The 24,782-nt window shown below is 44.9% G+C and carries 29 protein-coding genes; 12 read left to right on the top strand and 17 right to left on the bottom strand.

What is annotated here, in order from left to right; all coding sequences use genetic code 11:
• Positions 1–15: 15 nt before the first annotated feature.
• The 3 genes from BCT34_RS03115 to BCT34_RS03105 all read left to right on the top strand — a co-directional run bounded on the left by BCT34_RS03115 (position 16) and on the right by BCT34_RS03105 (position 1,154).
• Positions 16–372 (top strand): hypothetical protein, encoded by a 357-nt coding sequence (locus BCT34_RS03115; RefSeq protein ID WP_102305698.1) that lies wholly within the window; start codon positions 16–18, stop codon positions 370–372.
• A 47-nt stretch (positions 373–419) separates the two neighbouring features.
• Positions 420–818 carry a hypothetical protein gene (locus BCT34_RS03110; protein WP_102305697.1) on the top strand — a complete coding sequence of 133 codons (399 nt, stop codon included), beginning with the start codon at positions 420–422 and terminating at the stop codon, positions 816–818.
• 81 nt (positions 819–899) lie between these two features.
• Entirely contained in the window at positions 900–1,154 is a 255-nt protein-coding gene (locus BCT34_RS03105; RefSeq protein WP_133151179.1) for a hypothetical protein, read from the top strand.
• 255 nt (positions 1,155–1,409) lie between these two features.
• Here the strand turns inward: BCT34_RS03105 and BCT34_RS03100 are convergent, their stop codons facing one another.
• Both BCT34_RS03100 and BCT34_RS03095 read right to left on the bottom strand, forming a co-directional pair.
• A complete protein-coding gene (locus tag BCT34_RS03100) occupies positions 1,410–1,862 on the bottom strand; it encodes a hypothetical protein (RefSeq protein WP_102305695.1) in 453 nt (150 codons plus the stop codon).
• 277 nt (positions 1,863–2,139) lie between these two features.
• Positions 2,140–2,484, bottom strand: a complete 345-nt coding sequence (locus tag BCT34_RS03095) for a hypothetical protein (protein WP_102305694.1) — start codon at positions 2,482–2,484, stop codon at positions 2,140–2,142.
• Positions 2,485–2,667: 183 nt separating this feature from the next.
• On the opposite strand from BCT34_RS03095, the gene BCT34_RS03090 reads away from it, so the two are divergent.
• The 4 genes from BCT34_RS03090 (at position 2,668) to BCT34_RS03075 (ending at position 4,108) form a co-directional block, all read left to right on the top strand.
• Positions 2,668–2,874: a hypothetical protein gene (locus BCT34_RS03090; protein WP_081230226.1), complete on the top strand. Its 207-nt coding sequence runs from the start codon at positions 2,668–2,670 to the stop codon at positions 2,872–2,874.
• Between the two features lie 61 nt (positions 2,875–2,935).
• Entirely contained in the window at positions 2,936–3,190 is a 255-nt protein-coding gene (locus BCT34_RS03085; protein WP_102305693.1) for a hypothetical protein, read from the top strand.
• A 212-nt stretch (positions 3,191–3,402) separates the two neighbouring features.
• Positions 3,403–3,645 carry a hypothetical protein gene (locus BCT34_RS03080; RefSeq protein ID WP_102305692.1) on the top strand — a complete coding sequence of 81 codons (243 nt, stop codon included), beginning with the start codon at positions 3,403–3,405 and terminating at the stop codon, positions 3,643–3,645.
• Between the two features lies 1 nt (position 3,646).
• Entirely contained in the window at positions 3,647–4,108 is a 462-nt protein-coding gene (locus BCT34_RS03075; protein WP_102305691.1) for a hypothetical protein, read from the top strand.
• A gap of 358 nt (positions 4,109–4,466) precedes the next feature.
• Here BCT34_RS03075 and BCT34_RS03070 read toward each other — a convergent pair whose 3' ends face one another.
• From BCT34_RS03070 to BCT34_RS03045, 6 genes are all read right to left on the bottom strand, one after another.
• Positions 4,467–4,811: a hypothetical protein gene (locus tag BCT34_RS03070; protein ID WP_102305690.1), complete on the bottom strand. Its 345-nt coding sequence runs from the start codon at positions 4,809–4,811 to the stop codon at positions 4,467–4,469.
• 16 nt (positions 4,812–4,827) lie between these two features.
• Positions 4,828–5,100, bottom strand: a complete 273-nt coding sequence (locus BCT34_RS03065; protein WP_102305689.1) for a hypothetical protein — start codon at positions 5,098–5,100, stop codon at positions 4,828–4,830.
• A gap of 16 nt (positions 5,101–5,116) precedes the next feature.
• Positions 5,117–5,512 carry a hypothetical protein gene (locus BCT34_RS03060; protein WP_102305688.1) on the bottom strand — a complete coding sequence of 132 codons (396 nt, stop codon included), beginning with the start codon at positions 5,510–5,512 and terminating at the stop codon, positions 5,117–5,119.
• A gap of 93 nt (positions 5,513–5,605) precedes the next feature.
• Positions 5,606–5,926: a hypothetical protein gene (locus BCT34_RS03055; protein WP_102305687.1), complete on the bottom strand. Its 321-nt coding sequence runs from the start codon at positions 5,924–5,926 to the stop codon at positions 5,606–5,608.
• A 98-nt stretch (positions 5,927–6,024) separates the two neighbouring features.
• Positions 6,025–7,851, bottom strand: a complete 1,827-nt coding sequence (locus tag BCT34_RS03050; protein ID WP_241906867.1) for a DNA cytosine methyltransferase — start codon at positions 7,849–7,851, stop codon at positions 6,025–6,027.
• A gap of 425 nt (positions 7,852–8,276) precedes the next feature.
• Positions 8,277–8,621, bottom strand: coding sequence for a DUF3085 domain-containing protein (locus BCT34_RS03045; protein WP_102305686.1), 345 nt, complete (start codon positions 8,619–8,621; stop codon positions 8,277–8,279).
• Between the two features lie 306 nt (positions 8,622–8,927).
• On the opposite strand from BCT34_RS03045, the gene BCT34_RS03040 reads away from it, so the two are divergent.
• The 3 genes from BCT34_RS03040 to BCT34_RS03030 are packed head-to-tail and all read left to right on the top strand — an operon-like array spanning position 8,928 to position 10,299.
• Positions 8,928–9,143, top strand: coding sequence for a hypothetical protein (locus BCT34_RS03040; protein WP_102305685.1), 216 nt, complete (start codon positions 8,928–8,930; stop codon positions 9,141–9,143).
• 14 nt (positions 9,144–9,157) lie between these two features.
• A complete protein-coding gene (locus BCT34_RS03035; protein WP_102305684.1) occupies positions 9,158–9,643 on the top strand; it encodes a hypothetical protein in 486 nt (161 codons plus the stop codon).
• The gene (locus BCT34_RS03030) at positions 9,640–10,299 is read left to right on the top strand and encodes a hypothetical protein (protein WP_102305683.1); all 660 of its coding nucleotides are present in this window, start codon (positions 9,640–9,642) and stop codon (positions 10,297–10,299) included. Before BCT34_RS03035 ends, BCT34_RS03030 begins: the two co-directional genes overlap by 4 nt.
• A gap of 92 nt (positions 10,300–10,391) precedes the next feature.
• Here the strand turns inward: BCT34_RS03030 and BCT34_RS03025 are convergent, their stop codons facing one another.
• Positions 10,392–10,694: a hypothetical protein gene (locus BCT34_RS03025; RefSeq protein WP_102305682.1), complete on the bottom strand. Its 303-nt coding sequence runs from the start codon at positions 10,692–10,694 to the stop codon at positions 10,392–10,394.
• A gap of 768 nt (positions 10,695–11,462) precedes the next feature.
• Here BCT34_RS03025 and BCT34_RS03020 point away from each other — a divergent pair.
• Entirely contained in the window at positions 11,463–11,951 is a 489-nt protein-coding gene (locus BCT34_RS03020; RefSeq protein ID WP_157936590.1) for a DUF4262 domain-containing protein, read from the top strand.
• A 65-nt stretch (positions 11,952–12,016) separates the two neighbouring features.
• Positions 12,017–12,526 carry a hypothetical protein gene (locus BCT34_RS03015; RefSeq protein ID WP_102305680.1) on the top strand — a complete coding sequence of 170 codons (510 nt, stop codon included), beginning with the start codon at positions 12,017–12,019 and terminating at the stop codon, positions 12,524–12,526.
• Positions 12,527–12,590: 64 nt separating this feature from the next.
• Here BCT34_RS03015 and BCT34_RS03010 read toward each other — a convergent pair whose 3' ends face one another.
• From BCT34_RS03010 to BCT34_RS02975, 8 genes are all read right to left on the bottom strand, one after another.
• Positions 12,591–13,268, bottom strand: coding sequence for a hypothetical protein (locus tag BCT34_RS03010; RefSeq protein ID WP_102305679.1), 678 nt, complete (start codon positions 13,266–13,268; stop codon positions 12,591–12,593).
• A 633-nt stretch (positions 13,269–13,901) separates the two neighbouring features.
• Positions 13,902–14,867: a S49 family peptidase gene (locus BCT34_RS03005; RefSeq protein ID WP_102305678.1), complete on the bottom strand. Its 966-nt coding sequence runs from the start codon at positions 14,865–14,867 to the stop codon at positions 13,902–13,904.
• 22 nt (positions 14,868–14,889) lie between these two features.
• Positions 14,890–15,573 (bottom strand): DUF4400 domain-containing protein, encoded by a 684-nt coding sequence (locus BCT34_RS03000; RefSeq protein ID WP_102305677.1) that lies wholly within the window; start codon positions 15,571–15,573, stop codon positions 14,890–14,892.
• Positions 15,563–16,189 (bottom strand): hypothetical protein, encoded by a 627-nt coding sequence (locus BCT34_RS02995; protein WP_102305676.1) that lies wholly within the window; start codon positions 16,187–16,189, stop codon positions 15,563–15,565. Before BCT34_RS02995 ends, BCT34_RS03000 begins: the two co-directional genes overlap by 11 nt.
• A gap of 9 nt (positions 16,190–16,198) precedes the next feature.
• Positions 16,199–18,112 (bottom strand): conjugative transfer system coupling protein TraD, encoded by a 1,914-nt coding sequence (traD, locus tag BCT34_RS02990; protein ID WP_157936589.1) that lies wholly within the window; start codon positions 18,110–18,112, stop codon positions 16,199–16,201.
• A complete protein-coding gene (mobH, locus tag BCT34_RS02985; protein WP_206748116.1) occupies positions 18,105–20,438 on the bottom strand; it encodes a MobH family relaxase in 2,334 nt (777 codons plus the stop codon). The genes traD and mobH overlap by 8 nt, the downstream gene beginning before the upstream one ends.
• Before the next feature lie 62 nt (positions 20,439–20,500).
• Positions 20,501–21,286 (bottom strand): hypothetical protein, encoded by a 786-nt coding sequence (locus BCT34_RS02980; RefSeq protein WP_102305673.1) that lies wholly within the window; start codon positions 21,284–21,286, stop codon positions 20,501–20,503.
• An 11-nt stretch (positions 21,287–21,297) separates the two neighbouring features.
• Complete coding sequence (locus BCT34_RS02975) at positions 21,298–22,062, bottom strand: hypothetical protein (protein WP_102305672.1); 765 nt, start codon at positions 22,060–22,062, stop codon at positions 21,298–21,300.
• Positions 22,063–24,782: the final 2,720 nt, after the last annotated feature.

Here is a 24,782-nt window from a genome sequence, read left to right as displayed (position 1 = left end):
AATTTGGAGATAGACATGAAGCAATTATTTTTAGTCGTTACACACGCAGAAGGCGGCGAACCTGAATCATACCTTGTGCATGCCACGGACGAAGACATGGCATGGGATAGGCTCCTTCATTGGCTTGAAACCAACCAGTTACTTGATGGTACGACCGAGCAATACCTAGACCATTGCAAGCTCTTGGATGACATGCAAAGAGCAGCAGTTGAAGCGCCGGATGAGGTATGTCAGTTCGATGCTACTTATGAGGCGTTGGATTTCGAGTTCCTTGAAGTATTCGCTCGTGAGTCTCTGCCTGATGTGGAAGCCGCTGTCTTGTCGTCGCTGATGGAAAAGCTCAAAGCCGCTCATGAAGCTCGCTATTGCTAAATGACACCTTGTTCGATTCTTTCTCTTAACACCTTGGAGATCATGACATGAAAGTTGATGTGTATCTGAACTTACATCGCTCCACTGATACGACGCGTGTGTATTCTATTCGGTCACGAGAGAAAGAGTCTTATGGGAAGGTGATTGGCTACAGTCCTTCATTGTCATTGATGGACTGCGAGTTTGTCGTAAGCGAGAAGGGGCAAGCAAAGGTTAAACGTGAGCAATCAAAACTGGTGCATGCCGTTATCCGAGGTACGCTAATTGATTTTGAGCCCATTGAAACGACCGCTGCGTCGTATGTAGGCTATTGTCCCTATCAATCACAAACACCCCACTTTTATTGCATTGAAACCGCGAAATTCAGCGCTTCAGAAAACAATAAGCCGATCCATCGTGCTTTACGTGTTAACTGTTTGCCAAACTATGTGTTAGCCATTCAGTAACCACTGATGTTGCTGGTGGTTTGCATTGAACGACTTGGATTAGCGGAAGTTGGATTAGCGGAAGTTTAAGATCAGGAAATTATGATGAAAAAATTACATGAAGAATGCCATTTGACAGACCATCAGCGAGCAGAAGCTGATGTGAAAACCATCTATCCTAATGCGGTTAAGGCTGAAAAAGACAAACTGGAGGTAGGACACATCCTATGCAATGGATCTCGTGTTCCTTGCTTGATTGTTACCGAGGAGATGCTGTCTAGGGCAGAGCTGAACATCGACTTCTTTTTTATCGTTGGACACACCCATGCTTCATACATTTACAACGGTTTAGTTTGATTTTGCTAAAGGCAGGGAATTGATACGCTCATTATTTGTGGCCGAATAACGATTTGAAAGTCGTTGAAGGCGCTCGGGGCTGGTGGCTCATACCTGGAGTGGATGTCGAGCGTTGATTCGATGGCAGGCTGTGAGTCTTAAACTCTCTCTGTTGGCCAAGACTCACTTTATTTCTTCCACCAGCATGCATCACGGCTACGTAATAGAGTTGATTTTCGCACGAAACGGGGAGCACTTGAGAGATTAGATAGCCATTCAGATCTCCTGAATCTTACCTCGATAACACTCGATATCATCCATATCTTCGATACAAATGGCCGCAAATCTGTCCAGATTCAGGTGGGTATAAAGTTCAGTGTCCTTTGTGATTGGGTGCATGACGAAGACCTTTGCCCCAAGAGGTACGATCAATTCACTGTTGTAGATAGTATGATATACCCCTTTTTTTGTTTCTATCGTATATATTTTTCGTTCGAAGGAATCTAACGCTGGTGAAAATTTTTGAGCGTACAATCGTTCGTCTGTGTTCGATTTACTGCTTTGATTAATCAAGGTGTCAACTTGTTCAATGTATTTGTCACTGATATCAGACAGTCCTTTATCCATCCACTTGATACCTCCTAAGAAAGAACAAAAGACGATGATGGCTAGTAGAGCTGGAAGGTATAGGTTTACAGCGAGTTTTTTGTTAACAAATTGGTTCTTCATAGAGTAAATCCTAATAGACTTTTTTCGATGTTCAAAAAGCAACAATGCAACGAGAAGAGAATTTTTTACAAGTACAAAGCTATATCTTATCGTTGCCAATCTTTTATACATTACCGGACAATTACTATTAGCAATTAGTGACCCAAATTAGGAATATTAATTACCGAATGCAGTCACTTTGATGTGTATAAAAGATCTACATTCAGAAAGGGGGGCTCACCGTCTTAGACGGACATTGGCTCAATACGTATTTGCTGGTGGACGCCCCCATCCGTCATCACGACAACGAAATAGAATGCTCTTTGATGCAATACGAAGCCGTGGTCAGGCTTTCATTCTCCATTTCAAAATACCAATCACAATAGTTCTCCTGCTGATCTTGGCTCGCTTCGTCGAGCATTACTTTTAGCTCATCGCAGTTCATCGACGGACGTTCAAGCTGCTCTTCAACAAAGAGGTCCGGGCAAGAATGGATGATGCGCTGTTTCACGTAATCGAATATGTAACCCAAAGCGTCGGCGTAATTATTGGAGATGTACGGTTCCAGATCGTTGCTCGATACGCCATCAGACTTGCTTCCGTGATGGTAGTTCGATGAATACACGGTAATGGTTTGGCTCATGATCTTCTCCCTGTTCTCGAATGACGGATTATGTAGCTGAACTTTTATTCTATGGCTGCTAAATAAATCTCCCCCCTTCTTAACGATGTGAGTAGGGCATATATCACTGCAAAAACCAAATGGGGGGAGAGGGGAGACGAGGTTGCATACTGTAGGTATCTAACGAACTAAGTGAGATATCACATGCAAACATTTAAAGCGGAACTGCACTCGGCATTCACATCAAAGACCGTTGAATTTAAAACGGACAAAACAGGTCTAGCTCTAGTGAGGCTTGCTAAAAAAGAGCTCAATTGTACTGGCTATAAGCTTCAACTTGTTGTTCATTCCGGTGACTTCAAGCAATGGGTGGCACCTGATTTCAGTATGACGTTAACCCCCATTCATTGATTTGGTGGTCAAGGTCGCGTCGCGTTAATACAGAGCGCATCCAGAATATAAGGGCTTTACGATGAGCAAGAAAGAGTGGGCTATCTTCAAGACGTGCCGGAAGCGTGATCAAGGTATTCGCGGTTCAGGTAAACCTGAGTTTGTGAATGTCATTGAAAGAGATTTGGGTATCCATGTCAGTCGTGATGCGGCGGTGCGTGCCTTGGTTGTCAACTACTACCCGGAACTCAACGACTCGGATATCGAGCACATTAAGAGGGTATCAAAAGAATTTCTAAGAGGGACAATGGGACATTACAAGATCATGACCTGTTAGATTGATGTCATTGATTGTCACTGAGGTGATACTGTCTGTGTGAGATGGCACTGCGCTCTCTAAACTCGGCATGCTAACAACGCTCACTCCCCCCAACTCCCCCCGTAAATGCCTCTGAAACCCTAAATTGTTGGCCATCGTCTCGTTCTGGGGGGAAGGCATATTTCATTACGCATAATGAACCTGTCCTCAACCAATAACAGGTTCATATCATGTCAATTAATACAGCAACGAATACAGAAGAAAACACAGCAACGATTTATGAAGTCCTTGATAAAGCCAATCAGTTCACAGGCTTCGGCGTAAGACTGAACGGTCATGCGGCAGATGTGTTCGGTATTGATACCGATGAAAGCTTTGGCCATTCAGAAGAGGCTCATGACTTTGCAGAGCAATGCAAATATGAAGCGGGAGCAACCATTGTTTGGGCCTGCAACAAACCGTGGTGGGCATAGTATGAGTATTCAAGCGAGTCCAGAAATGGCGAAAATGATCTGCGTTAATCCTGAACACATGGAGGGGGTCACGGTGACTGACCTTCCTGATGACAAATTGGCCGTCATAGAGCAAGTAACAATTCCAACATTTTGTTACGACAACAGCGCTCTGGCTTTAAATTTACTGAATGCAGACTCTGTGGTTTACGGGGTTGCAATGGTCAATTTTGGCGGTACTTGGCTACCGATAGAACACTGCTGGCTCAAACTGGCTGATGGCGACTATGTAGACCCTACCTATCAAGTCTTGGCGAAGCTGAACTCGCAAAAGCAAGAAGTTATCTATTATAAACTCTTTGAAATAACATCAGATTTGATGAGTGAAATGAAACAGGCTTATGGTGAACTGAGTCGCTTTGTTGGCGTAGAGATGATGTGGTTCCGACGCTCGACGGCGTATCGACAATATTTTCTAGGTTGATAGTTGGTGTCAGGGCTTTTTAGTGTGAATCATTATGCAGCTATATTCATTCGCTTGATTGTCATTCAGAGGATTTGGGGGTATAACCCCCGTGTATTTTTTAACCAAATCGGTGTCTAAGAAATCCAATTGCATAAACTGTGCATATTTTAACCTGCTATTTCAGATCGATTATTTTCTTCTTAAATTTGTTTTCCTGACAATTTGCCAAAACCACGGGGCAATTGGCATTTGCTAGGCTTTCTACTCAATTGCATGATCCACGATGTTCTGTAAGTGCCAACCGGATTGGGCGATGTTTCAAATATGCCACGATCTAGGTCTGATACTGGTATTTTTTTATCACGATATTTTCCCTCTACTTGTCTCGATTGTCGAAATAATTTCCTGCATCACAAGCGACTTGTTCAGCTTGTAACCCGTTGTCATGCTCAATAATCGTTACATGGCAAAGCTTGTCCACTATAACCACATCGACCACTTTCTTGCCATCTACATCTCGAATATCTTTGACGTAACTCAGTGCCATAACCGCGACTTGCTGACCAAACTGAGCAACATTGAACTTTTGTTCTACCTTCTTTAGTTCAGCAGCAGGAATTGTATAGGGTTCTTTTTCTTCAGTAGCTACCACGTTCGATGCCGACATGATTAAAAGTGCTGCCGACAGTATTAAAAGTGCTGATACAAGTAGCTTTTTCATCGTCTTTTCCCTCGATTTATGCTGCTCGCTGACTAGCGGCTGTTGGGTCATGCGGGAATGGATGTGCTGGTCTTTCGAAGTACCTATGAAATTCGTCCATGATAACGATTGGCTTTCCCGCACGTTTGTTCTTAAAGAAGGCACCTCGGGGGAGTTGGTCATTTGGGTGGAGTTTGTGCTGCCACTCTTTAAACGCTGCCGTTTTTAATCGATACGCTTTGTCTTGTTCGGCTTTTGCAATGATATGTTTTAGTTGTGCCGCAGTTGGGCTTGTTTGTGTATGTAACATGGCAAGCTCCTTATCGTTAGTTTGTTAGTGAGTCGTCCAGCAATGACAATGGCCAAGCATACGACTCGATTTGTTGGACGGCGACTTCAATGTTGTTATGCAGCTCTTCTAGCCCCATCGATTTCGCACAGCGCTCTTTGGTGACAAGGAAATCTTCTAGTTTGGCCTCTGCAAAGGATTGTTCGAGGTTATCTCTGGTAACCTGTTTGCCATGATTTAAGCAATGCTCTCGATACTCGGCCACCAGCACGATATCAGCTGGGTGAGAGGTGATCCAATTTTCAATGACTGACATTTCAAGGTGGGTTTTACTCGCCATGAGTTGACCTATTTGACCGAATGATACGAGGATTATCGTTACAGAGAACGCGAGGACTGATTTTAGGGTAAAGCTCGTAATTTTCTTTAGCATTGTGATGTCTCCAATTTCTGACGATATCCATTTATAACAAGAAGGGCTCGGTGAAATTTCAATTAGCCGAAGAGATTCCGGCCTTTATTTGCATTAAAGTTCGGTGACTTGTGCATCCTCGATGTCTTCCCAGGATCTTGAAACGGGTTTGGGCTCGGATAGGATATCGTAGGTGCCATCGTAACGTTGCTTGGCGGCGTAACCGATGTAGGGCTCACCGATACGTGGTTTGCTATGTGATTCACTGTATGGATTGACTGGCTTGTAAGGTCGGTTGTTGAACGGCATACCCAAAATATCTCCGTCTTGATCGATGAGTCCGAGAAATTGATTGTTATCGTAGTGGACAGATACCACTGAAACGGCCATTAAGCTTGTCGAGATTTTGATTTCGCATTGAAGCTGTGTTGCCATGTGAACTCCGTATGTCCGTGATGGTGTTACATTGTTTTGGCTTTCGGTGACTAGCGACCAACTAGGCCGCTAGTTCATGGGTACTGGAGACGACGGTACTAAGCGGCTATTGGTAAAGCGTAGTTCATTGGTATGTGCTTGATATTGGCCGAAACCAATGCTTTTGCCACGGGAGGACAAACAGAATTACCACAGCGTGCGACCTGTTTGGCTTTGCTGATTTTCTTTCCATTTTGGTCAAATTGAAATTGATAGTCTTTTGGAAAGCCTTGAGCCAAGAAGAGTTCATGGGGCTCTAGCATTCTCATACCGATATCGATCACTCGATAGATAGCACCGTGCATCTTAACCATCACTTCGCCCCGCACGACAACGAGCCCAAAGCGCTCTTTGGTGGTTAACGTGTGAACTGGCGTCGTGATGTCAGTGCCGAAATTTGAACCAAAATACTTAATGAGAAAGCTGTTGACGATCCCTAAGTGATTGCCACCAGCGCTCACTGTATGAGCCGGTTCACTCACGGTATGCCCAAGATTGGTGCCTCTCATCTTAATAACGTGACTGGTAGTAACTGTGTCCACGTCTTCACCAAACAGGCGTTCATATTCAGCGCGTGTCCCTCCCCATCTTTCAGTAGATTGAATCCATTCTTCATAGGTGGGAATAATCGATTTTTCGACGTTCGCTGTCACTAATGCGTTGTGGTCGACGCCTGTGATCGTCGCTAACGGATCATTGATATCGGCACCAGCACATCCTGAAAAATGTTTGGCCATGAACGCTAACAGCTCTTGGTTGTTGTCCTTGACCGATGGCGAGTCATTATTTTGCTCATTGGGGAATGCTTGCTCTAAATCTGCTGACACAACAGCAAAATGCCCCCCTTTCACCTGAGCGCAAATGGTTCTTAACGGCTCATCGATTGGCATATTGCGTTGACTGCTCGCATTGGCGTGTTCGGTAATGAATGGTCGTTGGTTTTTGTGTTCGACGATATAAGGCGCATCAGAATCAAAAACGAATTTTTGTAAGCCCTTGGCGATACGAGCCATGGTTTTCTCTACCAATGGCTTTTTACGATTGAATATGGATTTTACAGGGATAGTCCAATCAATCACGTCGGCAGCAACCTTTTGTGGGGCTAATTGATTATTGATTGCTGGATCACCGTGAGTGACTTCTGGCCATTCAATCGGTTGTCCGTCATTTCTCATGACCATAAACAAACGCTTTCTAATCGTTGGTGCGCCGTAGTCACTTGCCACTAGTTCACGGAAATCAACATCGTACTGGAGCCCTTTGAACAGTTTGAGCTTCTGCTTAATGTCGTATTGAATCCCACAAGCAAGTACGCATTCTTTCCACGACGGGTCACGAGGGGATAACCCTGCCGTCAGCGCTTTGGTGAAATCTTTGAATGTCTCTCCCTTACGATCAGGATCTGGTCGCCAGTCGCCGTGCTCATCTTGTAATAAGGGACCCCAAGTGCTGAATTCTTTAACGTTCTCAAGAAAATTAACGCGAATTGGGACCCGTAGCGCCCACTTGATGACAACCCAAGCTAACCCACGTATTGCTTGATTGACGGGCGTACCTCCTTTCGCAATCGAGAAATGGGTGCAATCGGGTGACCACCAAGCCAATCCGATAGAATCACCTCCACTGCGAAGTAAGGCTTCTTCAGGGTCAACATCCCAGATGTTTTCACAGTAATGCTGCGCGTTAGGATGGTTCATTTTGTGCATGTTGATCGCGTCCAAATTGTGATTAATCGCGATGTCGACTGAGCACTCTAACGCTTGTTCGATACCGGTACTGGCACCTCCGCCTCCCGCAAATGAATCAAGTACCACTTCTCCCTTTAATAACCCAAAGGCTTTACCCATACTTTTTGTTATCTGGTTGTTGTTCATTAGGGTTCCCATGGTTGACCTCCTAGTTGGACATTATTATTCGGCTGATATTGAGCACAGTCAGCTGCTGAATGAACAATTTAGCTCGCCATAGTGAGCTATCCCCCCATTTCTTTGTTCGCTGGGGATTGGATAATGGCTTGTGCGATTTTAGGGGGGAGGTGAGGGTCATAGTTCAGTATCTGCACTACTCAGTGTGGTGTACTCATTCTTAAAGCCGTACTGTCAACTGGCTATGGCCGTAGGCGGTTTTGCGGGAGGCAAGAGGTAGGGGTCACATTGCAAATCCTGAACGCAGCCCTGAGTTCTAATCGATCGTGAAAAAGCGATATTTATAGTGGGAACGCATGCGCGGGTAGTGCGACCCCACTATAAATACATCAATCGCTGTGCTCACAACGCCGTATGTCAAAATACTTCAACACTGCCACTCTTTACTAGACGATGAACGTCAGTTCGGTTTCAGTGATTTTCACTTTAAGATTCTTCCAAGAGTTGTCAGCTAAGGTCTTCTCAATCGTGCCTAAAGGGAGGTGTTCGCCAAAATCGTCGCCACCTGCGATGTCCCTTGAATTATCCCACCACTCATCATCATCCAACTTAGGATCACACCCGTTGGCATATTGAATGTTGTTCTCAAAGTCATTGTTTTTTTGACTGCCAACGGTTTGACCAATGTACAAGCCTTGGTCTTTGGCAAGGAAAAACTGGGTTTTATTGTGCTTCTTACAGAATTGGACAAGTTCTTCCACTTGCTTACGAGTAAAGATTGCGATTCCCATAATGAGTCCCTTTTTTTTGTGGATGCCCTATCAAACTACGCGAGCAAATTGGGGGGAGCAAATCAGCACCAGGCGGAAACGGGGGGAGAAATGAACCGAGCAGAAATTATGTGGGGAAACAGTTGGCACCATAAATAGCCTTATTCATTCGTATTGCCATTAAATCAACTTCGTTAATTATCTCTCCCCCGTTTCATTCACTATCCATTGTCATGATTGCCCTGCCAGCCAGTTCGGGGGGAGTGGCATTCAGCTCTCCCTATGATGGGCCATACCTTATGTACCCACATCACTTGGAGATTGACCATGACAGACACAATTCAAATGCAAGATATCGACGTGACTCCACAGACCCAAGATCTATTAACACTCGGTGAGCTTAAGGAATTCATCGACCAGTCACTGGCGAACGGAAGTACAGAGGAATCCATTGTTTACAACACAGGCATTCAAGGTGTTTCAGTGAGGCTCAATGACGCTGGTGGTCTGTGCCTCGACGAATACGGGTATGAGCCCGAATAAAACCGAGGTGGTTTATGAGCATTATTTTGTTTAGCAGCATTAGTCATGGGGTCTTGCGTACCTCATTGTCGAAACAGAGCTACCGAAGTCGTGCAATTTACATGAGCATCGATGGCAAGCCACCTCGGTTTGTCATCAATCACAACGTGTCGTTGGACAACGGTCGTGTCATCCCTATCGATAACCTTGAAGCTGTGAAGCGAATGACTCAACAGTTAGTCGAGACACAAGGGAGGTTCTTCGCGATACATGGCCAGTTCGATGATCCGTTTGCACTGTTAGCGTATATGGATAAGTACCAACTTAGTTTCTCTGAAGATTCCAGACATCTCAAGGTGTCGGTGTCGAGTGAAGGGTTTACCGACATTCGTGGCAACTTAGAGCAGCAGTCTTGTGCATTCAGTTTTCGTTTTTATTGCGATGATGCGCTTGGAGAGTGGCTAGACGCGGCGCTGTGCGTTGACCCAAATACGATGAAATATTGGGAGAGAACCGCATGAGTAAGGATCTGAAGAACCAATTGAATAATGTCATTGAAAGTATGCGGTATCAATTTGGGACCCATTCATTTCTCGATATGTTCATCGACTATTGGTGTTTCTTACATACCGAGATGTACCCACCGAGCGAGACGGTTATTGAACAGTTGTCCGTCCCTGATATCCAGAAGGATTGTCAGCTGATGACGCACTTGATATGCAAGTTGGCCATAGAAGAAGGCGAGACGGATGTTCTTGGGGACTTGTTATCCAAATACTCCAGCTTGGCGCACACCAACGATTTTTTCCCAACACCAATCGCGCTGGCAAAGCTCTTAGCTGGCTTGAATCGCGCAGGTATGAATGAAGATAGTGGGGCAATATCGTTATATGAACCTTGTGTGGGTTCTGGGGCTGTCACCCTGTCGTTCATCGAAAATGAATACTTTGATCACCTCGATAAATCGAGCCCTTTGGGCCACTTAACGGTATGTGTCGAAGAGATATCTGAACTGTTATGCAAGGCATTTTTAATTCAATTGCTTTTGAAGTTACAGCATCTTGAGTATGTAGGGGGAAAACCTGCGCTTCCGGCCAGCGTCGTCATTCAGCAGATCGATGTCATTTCAAGAAAACAAAGAAAGGTCTGTTTTAATATGGAATCACCGGAGGGTTAGAAAGAAACCATGTATATGACATGAAATCGGGTAGGGACAGGCAAAGAAAAAGCCCAAATATCGGTGAGATGTTTGGGCTTTTACGCGTTCAGTCAATGCAGCGTGACCAATTGGTTAGATTCCGTTGGCGCGTATTTCATTAACCAATTCTTGTAAATGAAGTAAGAAGAAACGGTCGACACATATTCGTCGTTCTTTGACGCCCATTCTTGATACGTTAAGTTTAAAGAAGCGGTTTTCTTTGCCGCACAATACTCTGCTTTCAAAAAGGATTTCAACGACTCAAAACTGAAATCGAGGATCTGATAATGTTCCAAAAACATAATGATGTTTTCATCAAATGTTTCAAATGGATTCGATGTGGTGTTTAACTCGTGCGTATGATGTAGTTGCATAATATTAACTTAGTATTCTTATCTTTAGTTAAACCAAACTTTCGAATGGCTATAAATGTTTAGGAAATGCGTAGACGTACACTCCTTTACTTTTGATATATCTACTGTTTGCAACGTTTGACGTAGTTAGTTTTTTCTTTTCTTAAAACCTTCGGTAAAACAAGGCTTTAAAACAACCACATTCGCTATAAAAATGTGAGTGCTCTTATTATTATTTTTTGTTATCAAATTATAGCATTTTTTAGTTTTTGGACTTGTTGCTACTGTCGTACAGTGTCCGTCCATGTAAAACAGTATGCAGATGAGTGTGGTACAATATGTCAATTAACGGAAAGAATTTTAAGACTTAGTATTAAAATTTGAATAAAGGTAACAATCTATTAGGCCATTAAAGTTTCCGTTAACCCGAAACCAATCCGTTTTACTTCTTTATAACGCCTTACTAAGCGGTGACGGTCATGCACTCAATTGCATTAATATCTGTTTACCAAGAAAGTCTGAATTCTTCAATAATATTTGGTATGTTTTGGGTTGATTCTCATAATGGAGACTTTATTGCATTTTCATTTGGAATCTTCATTCAAGTAAATTGTGCAACGGTGAAATCTAATGAGTCATGATTCATGGCTTTTTGACTTGAACGGGTTTCTATTTTACCCCCCGTTTACCCACTGAACCCTTTTGAACTATCGGACGATTCTACTATCGGGGGGATACGAATAAACGGACTTACATAATACTCCCATCCCAATAATGAGAGAGATAATTATGGAACGTTTAAATGTTATGGATTCAGTTGTAGCATCATTAAATGACGGTGAGGCAACGTTCATCATGACGGCAAGCCCAATGGGTCAAGAATATGTGTACTCCGTTGGCGTATCGGTCAGCACAAATAACCCATTCGAGATCGCCATTACCGGCTTAAGTCCAGAACAAATGCACTTCTTCGGAAACCATTTTGCTCAACACATCAAAGAACGCGTGATTGAGTTAGATGAACCTATCACTTATGTTGAAGAGGTATTCAATGTGCCGGTTGCATTGGTTAAAGTATCTCAAGAGTATATGCATGATGGTACGTTCACCGTTGCTGAAACCACGCTGGACATGACCGACAAGCAAATTCCGATGTTTCAACTGGTTTTACCCGACCCAAATGGCCGCTTTCCGTGGCAAGAGCACGTCGACTCAAAATGGAAAAAGTATCAAAGCATCTTCTTTGATGTGCAACAGATCGAAAACTTATACAACTAGATAGAAGAACATCCATTTCTCCATATTACGACTGTTATTTGACCAAGGATGGACAATTTCAACCCATGAATAGCTATGTATTTCCATGCAGTAAACGGGCGGGATCTTACTTTGTTCGGATCCCGACTGTTTGGTCTGAAAAGGCCACTGACAGTGAGTATTTCTCTACCTCTCGTTATCAATCCCCTAAAGCCAGTGCAGAAACATACGTTAAAGCGCAACTCGCGTTCATTTATGGCGACACGCGAGCTGCATTAATTCTCGCGTACCCACAATGGGTAAAGAAGCTTAAGTATGGGTGCCAAGTGTCAGTGAGAGAAACACAACGAGTCAGTAGAGGAAAGCCATACCCAGTATTCAACGTATCTTGGACTGAGTTTACATCTGATGAATTTGGAGTAAGGACGTCGAAGCGGAAGAGAACATCACGGTCTTATAATGTCGAGAATAAAGCAGAAGTTGCACACAACGTAACTTTATTTGTGGCCAGTCTTCGCGCAAAGACAACGGCCAGTGTCCTACACCACTCAGCTCTGAACTTTGAATACGACCTGAGTGAGTTAACGCGCTCTTAGATTAACGAAGATAGGGGATGGGTATTTACATACGCTGACGATGAACAGTCTCATCAGCTCATGGTTATTGCTCATCTCGGTTATCGTCTACGCAAAAGAACCCTGCTCTTAACTGCGAACACGCTTCCAAGAAAGATTCTGTCTCTTGTCGACTGACATTGTAATCCAGTATATGGAGCGCCTTGAAGTGGATCTCGCTAATCACATCACAATGCTTAAGAACCCAATCGGGTAACTTGTATTTAATCGAACGCTTCATTGTACTAATACCACCACCCTTTGCGCCGAGTTCTTTCATGCGACTTTCTAGGTATTTACCTTCTGCAACAATCGCAAGAATCCGATCATTGAGTGTGTCAATTGGGTACTCAGGCGGTGAGGCATTCGGCTGGTGGTTTGATGATTGGCACTGAGCGCTACATAAAAGCTCATCTTCTGCTTGGCCTTCTAAATAGCGCTGCATCTCCACTTCAGGAGAAAAATCCACGATTTGCTTATGATGCTCAGTTAAGTCACCGCTAATGATCCCTCTTGACGCATAGAGGTGCGTCAATTTATCCGCTACCTTCTTGCAGCATTCAGCGTCAAATTTATTGGTTTCATGCTCAGAACATGACATTTTGTGGAAAATCGCATTTACTTCGTCGCGAACATCATTACCGTTAGGTGTAGGAAGCAGATGCGTCAAATTGAGTTCATCAGTGCTTGCTTTGTTGTCACGTCCCTGTTTTTTGTTACTCATAAGCCACCTAACTGCAATAAGATTGAAGTGATAATTTTCTAATAGTTTTGAACATAGTAATTAAGGGATCTGCTATTGGCAAATAGGCATCTTTAATAAACGTCTTACCGGATCATATGCATAATCCCTTGTAATGAAAGGGCTTGAAGCTATCTAATGAGTGAATACTTTTATTTATAGAGATATCAATGGCTTAAGCAATTGCTCTAGCCAAGTTGATGATTTCATTGACTCAAATCATTCGTTGGTTTGAATCCGGTCACATTTATTGGCACAAGATCAATCTTTGTAGCATTTGCCATTGCGAATAAAAGAAACACAACATACATCACACCCTTCGATTACGTGCTTGTTGGTACTCCACGAACTGAAACGCATCCAGTATATGAAGATACTTTTGTTACCCTGCTCAAACATTGGTCACCAATAACACATTATGTTATCGCATACAGGGGCAAGGCTTCTTTGCCATCACTCCACCACCTGCGTGAATATTGTCTTTGAACGACATTGAAAGCACGCGCTTCGCAATCATGTCATCCATTTCACTTGAGATTCAGGGAGAGTGGCATCACTGAAGCAATCCTGATGTCACTCTCCCTAACAAGTGCCAGTTCTTAACCAGCATGACGTCTATTTCAATTCCAGCTCGGTATCTGCACGCAGCTTGATGGCGGTTTTAACCAGAACTTCTGCCCAAAAGTCCGAGCTCAGAATCTTCATCATGCTGAATTTAGCTTTGGTGTAGTTCTGTATGTCCGTGACTTGGTATTCATCTCTTAGTCCTTCACGGATCTCGAAATGCGTTTTTACTTCGTCAGCAAAGCCAATGTCGACAGCTTCAGCCCCGGTCCAGATGTAACCGGTAAAGATGTCCGGGTTATCCGTCATCAATTTCTCGCCTCTACCTTCAATCAAGGCATCTTTAAACTCTTCGAACAGCGGCTGGAGGACATGCGTCTCAATGTGCTTGGTTGCTTCTGGGTTTTCAGGTAAAAATGGGTCCAAAAGCGCTTTGTTTCTACCCGCCGTGTACGTTCGTCTTTGAACTTGAAGTTGTTCAATGAGTTTGTCGAACCCCCATGTATCCATTCGTACCCCGACACTGCCAATCAATGAATTTCTATGTGCATACACCTTGTCAGCAGAAGAGCTGATGTATAAACACGCAGAAGCACACATTTCTCCTATCGAAAAATAGACCGGCTTATTTGTCGTTTCTCTCATGGACATTAAGGTGCGATGTAAAATCTCTGCCTGCACGGGACTCCCACCAGGTGAATTGGCTTCGATTAAAATCGCGTGTGCGAGAGGGTCTTTCATTGCTTTCCTGATGCTTTCTGAAAGTATGGTGCCGTCAGCGGTAGGGCTGCCTCTTTCTACCGCTCCCTCTAATTGAATTAAGGCGATATGTGGCACTGGCATATTGAAGTAATGGCTTCTATATATGGTTTGACCAACTGCAAACAGTACACCAAAGACAATGAAACCGACTTTGATTCGATTCAGATTGTGGTTAGAACGATATCGGTCTGAGAAATCTTTGAGGCTTTCTCTCAATGACTTCGGTTGTTGTTCTTTTTTCTTAAATATCCGCATGTTATTGATTACCTATCTCTGATTAAAAGCGTTGGAATTCACGCATGATGGTGGTGGTTAAGATGATGCACAGGCCAATGAAGAACAGTGGCAGATACCTCCAGAACCCTCCGTCGATGATTGGCACAACGAGAAATATCCATAAGGAAAAGAGAACGATAAAGATCATTCGAAATGCCATGGCCGCCAGTTTTACGTTGTGCTGATTGAAGGCATAGATACGCTTGCGATACTCATAGTAAGAATCACTCATGAAAGCGAAGATGAGAACGGCCCCTAAAAATAACCATTCCAACAAAACGTTCACTCGCAATATGCTCCGATACCACCACATCTTTGTGTTATCCACCAGCCGCTCTGAGATGCCAGCAATGAATACCCCGGACCCATTCGATTTTTCAGGCTTGATATAAAATCTATCAATGACACCGGAGATACCCGTATTGACCATCGTGGTCTGATAAAGATTGTTGACTCGCTCAAAGACGATTTCGGATTGTTCTTCTGTCATGGCCGACTGAACGATGGAAACCTCGTTAATGACATCGGTTCGGAATTGTTCCGCCGACATGCCAAACCAGCAATAGAGTAAAGAAAAGAACCAGATCATAAATCCAAGTCGAACCCATGGGTTCAGTATGGTGATTCCTTCCCCGAGTAAGGCTTTGTTGCCTTCGTCGATAAAAGATTGGGTGTCATGCGCCATGAGTTACCTCCAATATCTTTTCAGGTTTGAGTAACAGGTCTAACAAATTAACCGAACGAGGATCTTCGAATGCGTATGGTGCGATGCCCATCGTATTGAGTTCTGGACGACCGAAAAGTTGAGGAAGCAATAACAGGCTCAGTTGGCGACAGTGCTTTTCGCTTTCTGGTGTTAGTTTTCTATCAATGACTTCCATAGCGCAGACACGGCTGGTTGTAGCGAAGTCGGAAAAAGAGCATCGAATTGGGTCCCAGATTAGGTCGCACTCAGCTTTGGTATCTTCCGACGTCACCATGACTTTGAATAGATCGGAGGTGCGGTCGAACACTTTAAGAAAGACATGTTTGAACGCCACCTCTTTACCGTGTTGTTCATACTGTTCGTCCCAAATATCCGCCATCTCCTTTAGCACGACGTCCAGTAGGGTTTGATCTTCACCCTCATTGAAAGACGCAGGTACGACGTCGCCAAACAGCCTGACTACTCGCATTTGAACATCCCCAAGAGATGGCCAGATAAACGCCTGATAACTTAACCTTTCGCTCAACTCTTTATCGATGGTGCGATTAAGATAAACGCTTGCAGTAATTTTTTTGAATTTGGTCGATACTTTCATAATCTTTCCTTATCGTGGCTCTACAGGCAGGCGAAGTAGTGTTTTATTACCATTTGAAAAGCTGCATATGGCTTGCAAGTTGGGTAAGGCCGATACCATGAACGGTGGAAATAAACTGCGCTCTTCTGATGACTCACGGACACCAGAACCTGAATTGAATGAAGAGACGGAATCTTGTGTTGAGGCGCTGTTCGAGATCATCTTTTGATGCTTTCTCAGGTCGGCAGCCCCCATCTTTTCTGATACATATTCACGCGTTACTTTGCCTTCACATCGCATGGCTATGGTATTGGCACATAGCTCGGTTATCCTATCTGCCGTCGCTTGCGAGGTTTTTTCTACGATGTCGGGCATGGACTGTGTACTTAAGTACAATTCGTATTTGGATTGTCGACCGACGGCCAGCAAGTTTAGGATAGGGTCGTTGAGGGCGTTGTGGGCTTCATCCACCATAAAGCAGACTTCTGGCTCTTCTCCTGTGCCGAAGTTATATCGTTCAGCTGATGAGGCTGCCGCTGCTGCTGACACCAGCTTCGATAGGGTGCCTGCAATCATCGGGTCAGTTAAGCCGTCCGTTGCGCAATACAAAACCCCGCCGGTATTCGATAACTCGCGTAAATTGACGACGTTCGGTTGGTTGTCCGACAAATTATTTAAGTCAGGGGATAACAAGGTGTCTAGAGGAGCCGAGCAGAGCTGTTCCAAAATGGCGTTCAATGAACCTGTCTTGGTGCTCACTTCTGATGACTTTTTATGGAAGGCATCAATGATTCCTGAAAGTTGAGAGCACGGTTTGTCTTTGGCCATCACCTCGGAATAGTACATCACCATATTCTCCAGCCAGTCTTGCGAGCCCATGGCTTTAATTCGACCGTTCATCTGTGCCTTCCATTCGACGCCGACTTCTTGGCTGAAGTAAGTGTTGCAAGTGTTTTCGACCAGTCGAACTAGACCTTCACGTAGGTAATAGTGAAGGGTGCGAAGGGTGAGTCGTTCACCGTTGTATTCGGCGGCTTGGGCGATTTGGTTTACCCGTTCCCAACAGAACTGTTTGAAGACCTCACCAGAGGAGCCGCCCGTTGGGATACATTCAACGACACGGGTCGCAATTTCCACGGTACGGTTATAGTTGGCGAGGCAATCTACCACGACGGACTCTGATGGTCGTGCGGGGGCGAAATAGTAAAATTGATCGCCTTTACCCTGTCGTTCCATCTCGGCTTTCAACCCATTTCGCATTTCTGGCGTATTTTTCGGGTCGATGATGATGAGCAAACATTTTCGCTTGGACCACAGTTTGTTTAAGGCGATCAACTTCAATAGCGTTGTTTTTCCTGAACCGGGTACACCGTAGATGAGCGTGTGTGCTCGGCCTACATCGTTGTGAACGGTAACTGGTTTCTCCTTACCCAAAGCCATAAGAAATGGCTCCCCGCCTAATGCTTCGTTCAGCTCAGGGTTGTAGGGAATAAACTTCCTTAAGTACAACGGCACTTTTTGATCGCGGCGTGAAGAGGGAAGGGCGTTAATTTTATACATATTGATGGCGTGCTCAGGCCCCCAATTGAAGCCGGTCCCTAAATACATGCGGTCTTCGTACTTTTCTGACTTCTTTCGTGTTTCATGCAATGACTCTATAGCCAGTCTGTTTGAGCATAATTGGGCCTGCATCTTTAGAATTGGCCATGCTTCTGAAGACCGTTTGGCGGCCATCACAAAACTGGTTGCCATTCCTAGTCCTGTTAACATCACAGTATCGGGTGCAGGCGTATCGGTGAACAGGTTGTATAGAGCTTGATATCCGCCAGCGACACTGAAGAATGCACCGGACGCTAACCATGCTCGTGCTTGTTTTATCTCAAACACTTCACGGAAGTAATCTTGAATATCTCCATAAAGGGGCGTTTTCTTTGACTTAAACATCAGAAGCAACTCCATTAGTAATTAAATTCAGTTCTTTGGCGAGGTTAGAATCTAAAATTAACTTCTCCTGTTCGCCGCTAATGGTTAGCTTTCCTGCAAAGTATTCAAGGTTATCCATGCGTTCTGGCCTGCCATAATCATTGAAATTTTTAATTTGGTCTAAAAACAGTTTTTCACCGATACCGAACATCTCAGCAAACGCCTTCAGACAATCGGCGTTCAAAGTAATGTGCTCGCTTGCCTCGATGCCTAAGATCACTCCCGTTTCAACGGTGTCCCCTAAGCGATCGAAAAAGTTGGTGGTATTGAACTCTTCATTGGTTTGCTCTATGAGACAGATAACCCACGTTTTATTGGCATACAACGCTTTCCTAGAGCTGTAACTGACGATGGAGTTTCCATCTGTTTTTCCGTTTGATATCGCGTTGGCCATCACGTAACACAGAGTTCTTAGATCGCTGTTTTTCACATTTTTCATAAGCGACGCTCTTTGCGGTGGCTTTTGATTTTGTTCAGGACGACGCGTATCGACGGGCTTTGTTTTGTTCGCTGGTGGCACAGGGGCTGCTGACTGAATTGGTTTACTATTTGATGCATTGATGTTCATGCCATCCCATACGCTAGGCGGAGTGTCGCTCGGCTCAACAACCCCACCTGTGTCATTCTCAAAAACGATGGTGGAAGGTTGTGGGCTGTTCGTTGAATTCGGCTTAGTTGATTGGGCTGCAGGTTTCTTCGCTGGCGATTTCTTGGTTGTCGTTTTCTTCGTCGCAGGTTTGTTTGCTGCAGGTTTGTTCTGAGTTGGCTTCGCTTGTACGGGCTTTGTTGTACTGGCTGCATTGGGTGTTGAAGGCGCAGCACTCGGTGTCGATGATTGATTTTCATTCGACTGCATCAGCTCATCAGGCTGTTTTGGTAAGCCTGGTAAATTCAGTGAGCGTACTTTGTTACGGTTTACTTGCGACCCGTGCTCAGGGTCTAAGTTGTAAAGTGTCTGGAACGGGTTGTCTTTTGGCTCGGTATAATCCAACCCACCTTTTTCGTCGATTGATAATCTCTCGCCCATGCTAGAGAACTCGATATAACAATCTTTGAGGTTAGGTGGACGTAATTCCCCTTCAAAGACCAAATCTGGATAACTGATGCGAATAATGTCTACCTGTCGCATCTTTCCTTGTTTAGCCGTGAAGGTAAGTCTTACGAAGTCAGATTCCTCATGCATTGGCTCTATGATGCCCAGTTCTTCCATCTCTTGAACCACAATGCCTATGTTCGATTCGATTCTGGCCAACTGTCCCGCATTTAAAGAATCTGAGTTCATATGATTTATGATGTCTTGAACGCCATTACGATAGTCGAGATATACCTCACCATCGATCACGTACATACGTGCGCCGATTTCATTGACTTTATTCCATCGGTTCTTCCGCAAATCGCGTATGGCCGAAATGATACCGTGGCTCTTACCCGCTTTACGCTGACCGATGAGCTTGTGGAATTGAGTTCGACGATCTCTTTCTGCACTGAGCGCATCAGCGCGGCGTAAGGGTTTTTCGATATACCCTTCTTTCCGTGCGTAGTTCTGTAAAGCGTCAATGATTGGACCCGAGAGGTTATCGCTCGATTGATACAACCAGCGTTTCGCAGTTTCACTTAATACTCGGTCTAAGAGAAGAACTGACAACTTTTCGTGGTAATGGTTTGCTCGACGTGGGTTCCAGCTGACGGTGTAACGCTCAATACCGTATCTTTCACTGAACTCGTAAATGGTTTCGATTTGTGGGTTCCACGTTGTGTCTAATTCCTTACCTGTCACCCTCATATCAGAAATGACTTTTCCGGCATCGTGCAGTAAACCGGTTAACCAAGCCGCAAATCGCCACCTTGGTTCACGCAATAACTCTTCATCTTGAAACCCAATCGCTAAGGGTCTGGAACCTTTCGCCATTCTTAGCGTCATTAATGCAACATCCAAGGAATGGCGGAGTAGGCCACCCACTTCGTTATGATGGTGATATTCACTAGCCGGAAGTAGATGAAAAAAGGAAATGACACTTTTAATCGCGTGCATGTATGTATTCATAAAGCACGGCGTTAAACTCTTATCAGTACCTTCGAGCATACCTACAGCAAGGTATGTCTCTTTAATGATGCCTCTGTAGGCGAATAGGATGTCCCCCTCAGTTAAGACAGGGACTCCATCTGGCGTCGGCGGGTATTTGATCATGCTTGCGACTTCTTTCTGTAAGCGTGTGATCTCCTGCTGTTGCTTCAAAATAGTTTCACTGGCAAATTCCTCGTGCAACTCACCAGTTTTAAGGCGCAATTTCTCTTTTACGATAATTGCACTTTGTGTCAATTTTGATCGGACGCCATTGAACATTCGCATTACGCTGATTCCTGTAGTGACTCATCGGGTTTTTGAGCAATTACGGTTTGTATGTCCTCCGCACTCAGTGGGTCTGCGTCTTCGCCTAGTATCTCAGCGCCACCAGCATGAATATCCACCGGCTCTGATTCAGGCTCAGTTTCAACTTCATTCAATGGAGCTGTCGATTCTTCTGGTTGCTCATCGACGACATCTTCAACCGGCTGAAGCTTTTTGTTTATCTGTTGGTTCACGCGTTGTTGTGTTGAACCACGACCTGTATCAAGGGAGCGAAGTTGGTTCGTAGTACGGAACACATCGTTCGAGAAACGAGATAGGGTAGAAGAGAGTTTGATTTTCGCGTATTTGTAACGCTCCTCATCAACATCACCTAACATCCACAGTACTTCCATGACTGCCATCGAGTTATCGAATTTTCGAATGACATGCAGCACGCGTTGGAAGACAGGGTGGGTGACATCGACAATGAATTTGTGGTTCTCCGGTACTTCTATTTCTGGAAATGGCACATCTCGATTTTGTTTACGATGCTTACGTTTGACTGCATCAGCTTGTCTTGCAAACTCTCGCTGTCCTTCTTCCATGTTTTCGAAGTTTGTGCCAAAAATCGAAACAACCGCGTCACGGTTTACATCATTGTCTTCGGTTGACTCGTATAGAGTTGCGATTCGTTGAGTTGCCCCAACCAGTTGCCCCCCCTTTTGACCTAAGTAGCGGTACATTGTCTCGCTTCGACAGATGATAGAAACGGGGATGTGGCGTCTCATTTGCTTAAATTCAGCCATGTTGATACTCCTTAGAGATTGATGATATCTGGGTAATGGTCAGCAATGACACTTTCAAGTTCTTTAGTTGTTCGGTTGTATTCCCTGTCCAGAGGCAGGTTTCTTTCTGCTACAAAAAGACTTAGTAAAACGCGTCGTTCTTCTCTTAGGGCTTTGTAGCGATCCCTTAAGCCAACGTAACGGCGCATGCATGGACCGACGATTTTCTTAAACTCAATGAAGAGAGCCAATTCCCAATCTTTCATATATCTTTTGCACAGTGCTTTTGAGAAAGGATGACTACGAACTTTGTAAGGGATTTCGTGTTCGGCTTTTTTGTGCCACTTGGTATCTAACTTTGGAATTTCGTAGTATTTCTCTTTCCCCCAACTTTTTTTATCGGGATCAAACTGGAAAGCATTCTTTTTCTTATCTTTGTTCAATCGGCTCATATCACGCATACGTAGTTCAAAACACATCACCATGTCCCACCCGTCACGGTCGGTGGTGTAATATTTGGTCCCTATCAGCACATGACCTGTTTTGAAGAAGGTACTTCTACGGTGATAAGAATTGTCAGAAATGATTTTATGGTTTTTATCGAGTTGTGGTTTTCGATAGTACTTGTCTGCCAAGTCTTCCATTTCTTTTATGAGCTCACCTGCTTCGGCAAAGATTGCTTTAAACTCCATGTCATTTTTAGCAAGAGTATTGATGAACTGGTTCTTTTTTAAATCTGCGTGGTCATCATCTTTTTTCACGGGAGCAACAAGCACTTCTTCTTCTGCTGCAATCATAAATCTGAGTCCTTCCAAATGATGTATTGGTTGATACTGCAGGAATTAAAACGAGGTTTTTGCAATTAACAGACGAAATATCGCCAATAGATTTCAGAAATGGATTTTGTATAGGGGAGTGGAATGCCTGATTTTTTTGTGATCATAGGTTGTCTGTCGTAACCATAATCGTTGTTAGGCCATGAGTTTGTACAAGCATCACTAGCAGCATTTGAACTCTAATTTCAATATCGCTACCTGACACTGGGCGTTATGACTAGCCACCAGCACCCGATACTTTTGGCCGGTGACCATTAACAGTCTCGCGTCCTTGGAGATAGCTCCGATGTAGTGATTGGTTCTTTGTCTCGGATGGACAAGGGATGTGATGACCCGGCACCAGCTCCTCGGCTGGGAACCTGCTGGCCATTATTATCACCGGGGCCTCGCTGGTATCAGATACCCAAGCTCAAATTCTCTGACTGACACTGTATGTAATGACCCGGCACCAGCGCCGGTCTTCAGAAGAGAACCTGCTGGTTACGAGTATCACTGGGCGATGCTGGTATCCAAAACTTAAACTCAATGTCATTGCCTGACACTGGATGATGTGACCCGGCACCAGCGCCTCGGCTGGGAACCGGCGTTTGGCCAGCGCCCAGGTATTCGTTCCGGCGCAGATATCTATTCCCATGTCTCGCACTGACACGGGATGGCATAACCCGGCACCAGCGCCTGTCTTCAGAAGAGAACCGGCTGGTCACGCGTATCACCTGGGCTCGCTGGTATCAGATACCCAAGCTCAAATTCTTTGCCTGACATTGGATGTTATGACCAGCCACCAGCGCCGGTCTTCAGCTGGTCACCGGCGGGAGAGTATTCGATGTCTTGCACAGGCACTGGGAGATGAACATTTTAGGGCCGAATGTTCGCATGGTCATTTTGCTCAGACAACGAGCGGAATGATGCACACGTCTTAGGAATTGTCTCGTTGTATCTAGTTAACTCAAACAGAAATGAAGGATTAGTAAGATGACCGATAGCTCTATTTAAAGATCATTGTCCCTGACTGATATTGTTTGTTATGACCTGGCAATGCGTCGCCCAGGCATTCTGCTGGATACCGCTGGGTATGATGAGTTGATTCAAAGTCATTCATGGATATTGAATTCATACTGTTCAATATTGCATTTACCTGGGGAAGTGATGAGTGATTAACTGGGGTCCTCGTTCGTGCTGGGTTCCTTGTACCAGCCATCACTAGCTCAAACTCTCTGCCTGACACGGGATGGTGTGACCCGACACCAGCGCCGGTCTTCAGATGAAAACCGGCTGGGCTTGAACAATCGATTATTGCCCAGGCGACGCTGGTATCAAAAACTCAAATTCAATGTCATTGCCTGACACTGAATGATGTGACCCGGCACCAACTCCTCGGCTGGGACCCCGGCGGTTGGCCAGCACCCAGGTATTCGTTCCGGCGTAGATATCTATTCCCATGTCTCGCACTGACACGGGACGTTATGACTCGGCACCAGCGCCTGCCTTCAGAACAGAACCTGCTGGGCTTGAACAATCGATTATTGCCCAGGCGACGCTGGTATCAAAAACTGAAACTCAATGTCATTGCCTGACACGGGATGATGTGACCCGGCACCAGCTCCTCGGCTGGGACCCCGGCGGTTGGCCAGCACCCAGGTATTCGTTCCGGCGTAGATATCTATTCCCATGTCTCGCACTGACACGGGATGTAATGACTCGATACCAGCGCCGATTTTTCACCCGAGAGCCTGCTGGTCACGAATATCACCTGGGCTCGCTGGTATCAGATATCCAAGCTCAAACTCTTTGCCTGACATTGGATGTTATGACCAGCCACCAGCTCCTCTTGAATTTGTAACGCCGTCGTGTGTGCTCGTTGTCTTGCACAGGCTTTGGGAGATGAACACTCATGGGCATAGTGACCGAACGGACCTTTTGCTCGGGTAATACATCGAACTAAGCTTAGGACCTAACCTAAATCTGGCTAATCAAACTAAACCAAATCAATACGAATGATTTAAAAATTGTCCAATCATAAGAGTCTTGAATCAACTGGGTAAGACGGATTGCTAATGTCTAAGCTCAAACTCTCTGACCGACACCGGATGGCATAACCCGGCACCAGCGCCTGCCTTCAGACGAAAACCGGCTGGGCTTGAACAATCGATTATTGCCCAGGCGACGCTGGTATCAAATATCCAAGCTCAAACTCTCTGACCGACACCGGATGGCATAACCCGGCACCAGCGCCTGCCTTCAGAACAGAACCTGCTGGTCACGAGTATCACCTGGGCTCGCTGGTATCAGATATCCAAGCTCAAACTCTTTGCCTGACATTGGATACTGTGACCCGGCACCAGCTCCTCGGCTGGGAACCTGCTGGCCACCAGCACCGGCGATATGATGATGGTCAATACGTGATCTGAAAATCCGTCAAAGACAATTGGCTTGAACACCATTTTCTAGGTTGTTTAGTAATTAATTCATATTCATTGTCATCCACTGAAATTGAACCGTCTCGGGCAACGACCCAAGCTCGGGCAGTACCGTGTGGCCTGAGATGATTTTTGGTTATTTATATTTATTTTTTTGTTTTTAAAGGCGAGCAGTACCGCTAGGGATTCGATCGGGTTCTAGTGTCTCTGACAGATGTCTAAGTAACAGCTCAAGGTCAATGAGTGATGCTCGGGCAGGGACGA

Origin of the sequence: Vibrio sp. 10N.261.45.E2, from assembly GCF_002875705.1 — a bacterium.
In the GTDB taxonomy this organism is placed as follows: domain Bacteria; phylum Pseudomonadota; class Gammaproteobacteria; order Enterobacterales; family Vibrionaceae; genus Vibrio.
The sequence above is the reverse complement of the archived record's forward strand: the minus strand, read 5'-3'. Positions and strand labels throughout refer to the sequence as shown.

Bases quoted from the DNA above. Each gene is read 5' to 3' on its own strand.
- BCT34_RS03100 (WP_102305695.1), bottom strand. From the start codon at position 1,862: ATGAAGAACCAATTTGTTAACAAAAAACTCGCTGTAAACCTATACCTT.
- BCT34_RS03020 (WP_157936590.1), top strand. From the start codon at position 11,463: ATGGAACGTTTAAATGTTATGGATTCAGTTGTAGCATCATTAAATGAC.
- BCT34_RS03095 (WP_102305694.1), bottom strand. From the start codon at position 2,484: ATGAGCCAAACCATTACCGTGTATTCATCGAACTACCATCACGGAAGC.
- BCT34_RS03075 (WP_102305691.1), top strand. From the start codon at position 3,647: ATGAGTATTCAAGCGAGTCCAGAAATGGCGAAAATGATCTGCGTTAAT.
- BCT34_RS03050 (WP_241906867.1), bottom strand. From the start codon at position 7,851: ATGGGAACCCTAATGAACAACAACCAGATAACAAAAAGTATGGGTAAA.
- BCT34_RS03000 (WP_102305677.1), bottom strand. From the start codon at position 15,573: ATGGCGCATGACACCCAATCTTTTATCGACGAAGGCAACAAAGCCTTA.
- BCT34_RS03055 (WP_102305687.1), bottom strand. From the start codon at position 5,926: ATGGCAACACAGCTTCAATGCGAAATCAAAATCTCGACAAGCTTAATG.
- BCT34_RS03105 (WP_133151179.1), top strand. From the start codon at position 900: ATGATGAAAAAATTACATGAAGAATGCCATTTGACAGACCATCAGCGA.
- BCT34_RS02980 (WP_102305673.1), bottom strand. From the start codon at position 21,286: ATGGCTGAATTTAAGCAAATGAGACGCCACATCCCCGTTTCTATCATC.
- BCT34_RS03015 (WP_102305680.1), top strand. From the start codon at position 12,017: ATGAATAGCTATGTATTTCCATGCAGTAAACGGGCGGGATCTTACTTT.
- traD (WP_157936589.1), bottom strand. From the start codon at position 18,112: ATGTTTAAGTCAAAGAAAACGCCCCTTTATGGAGATATTCAAGATTAC.
- BCT34_RS03085 (WP_102305693.1), top strand. From the start codon at position 2,936: ATGAGCAAGAAAGAGTGGGCTATCTTCAAGACGTGCCGGAAGCGTGAT.
- BCT34_RS02995 (WP_102305676.1), bottom strand. From the start codon at position 16,189: ATGAAAGTATCGACCAAATTCAAAAAAATTACTGCAAGCGTTTATCTT.
- BCT34_RS03030 (WP_102305683.1), top strand. From the start codon at position 9,640: ATGAGTAAGGATCTGAAGAACCAATTGAATAATGTCATTGAAAGTATG.
- BCT34_RS03035 (WP_102305684.1), top strand. From the start codon at position 9,158: ATGAGCATTATTTTGTTTAGCAGCATTAGTCATGGGGTCTTGCGTACC.
- BCT34_RS03005 (WP_102305678.1), bottom strand. From the start codon at position 14,867: ATGCGGATATTTAAGAAAAAAGAACAACAACCGAAGTCATTGAGAGAA.
- BCT34_RS03110 (WP_102305697.1), top strand. From the start codon at position 420: ATGAAAGTTGATGTGTATCTGAACTTACATCGCTCCACTGATACGACG.
- BCT34_RS03090 (WP_081230226.1), top strand. From the start codon at position 2,668: ATGCAAACATTTAAAGCGGAACTGCACTCGGCATTCACATCAAAGACC.
- BCT34_RS03045 (WP_102305686.1), bottom strand. From the start codon at position 8,621: ATGGGAATCGCAATCTTTACTCGTAAGCAAGTGGAAGAACTTGTCCAA.
- BCT34_RS03065 (WP_102305689.1), bottom strand. From the start codon at position 5,100: ATGTTACATACACAAACAAGCCCAACTGCGGCACAACTAAAACATATC.
- BCT34_RS02975 (WP_102305672.1), bottom strand. From the start codon at position 22,062: ATGATTGCAGCAGAAGAAGAAGTGCTTGTTGCTCCCGTGAAAAAAGAT.
- BCT34_RS03080 (WP_102305692.1), top strand. From the start codon at position 3,403: ATGTCAATTAATACAGCAACGAATACAGAAGAAAACACAGCAACGATT.
- BCT34_RS03115 (WP_102305698.1), top strand. From the start codon at position 16: ATGAAGCAATTATTTTTAGTCGTTACACACGCAGAAGGCGGCGAACCT.
- BCT34_RS03010 (WP_102305679.1), bottom strand. From the start codon at position 13,268: ATGAGTAACAAAAAACAGGGACGTGACAACAAAGCAAGCACTGATGAA.
- BCT34_RS03040 (WP_102305685.1), top strand. From the start codon at position 8,928: ATGACAGACACAATTCAAATGCAAGATATCGACGTGACTCCACAGACC.
- BCT34_RS03070 (WP_102305690.1), bottom strand. From the start codon at position 4,811: ATGAAAAAGCTACTTGTATCAGCACTTTTAATACTGTCGGCAGCACTT.
- BCT34_RS03060 (WP_102305688.1), bottom strand. From the start codon at position 5,512: ATGCTAAAGAAAATTACGAGCTTTACCCTAAAATCAGTCCTCGCGTTC.
- BCT34_RS03025 (WP_102305682.1), bottom strand. From the start codon at position 10,694: ATGCAACTACATCATACGCACGAGTTAAACACCACATCGAATCCATTT.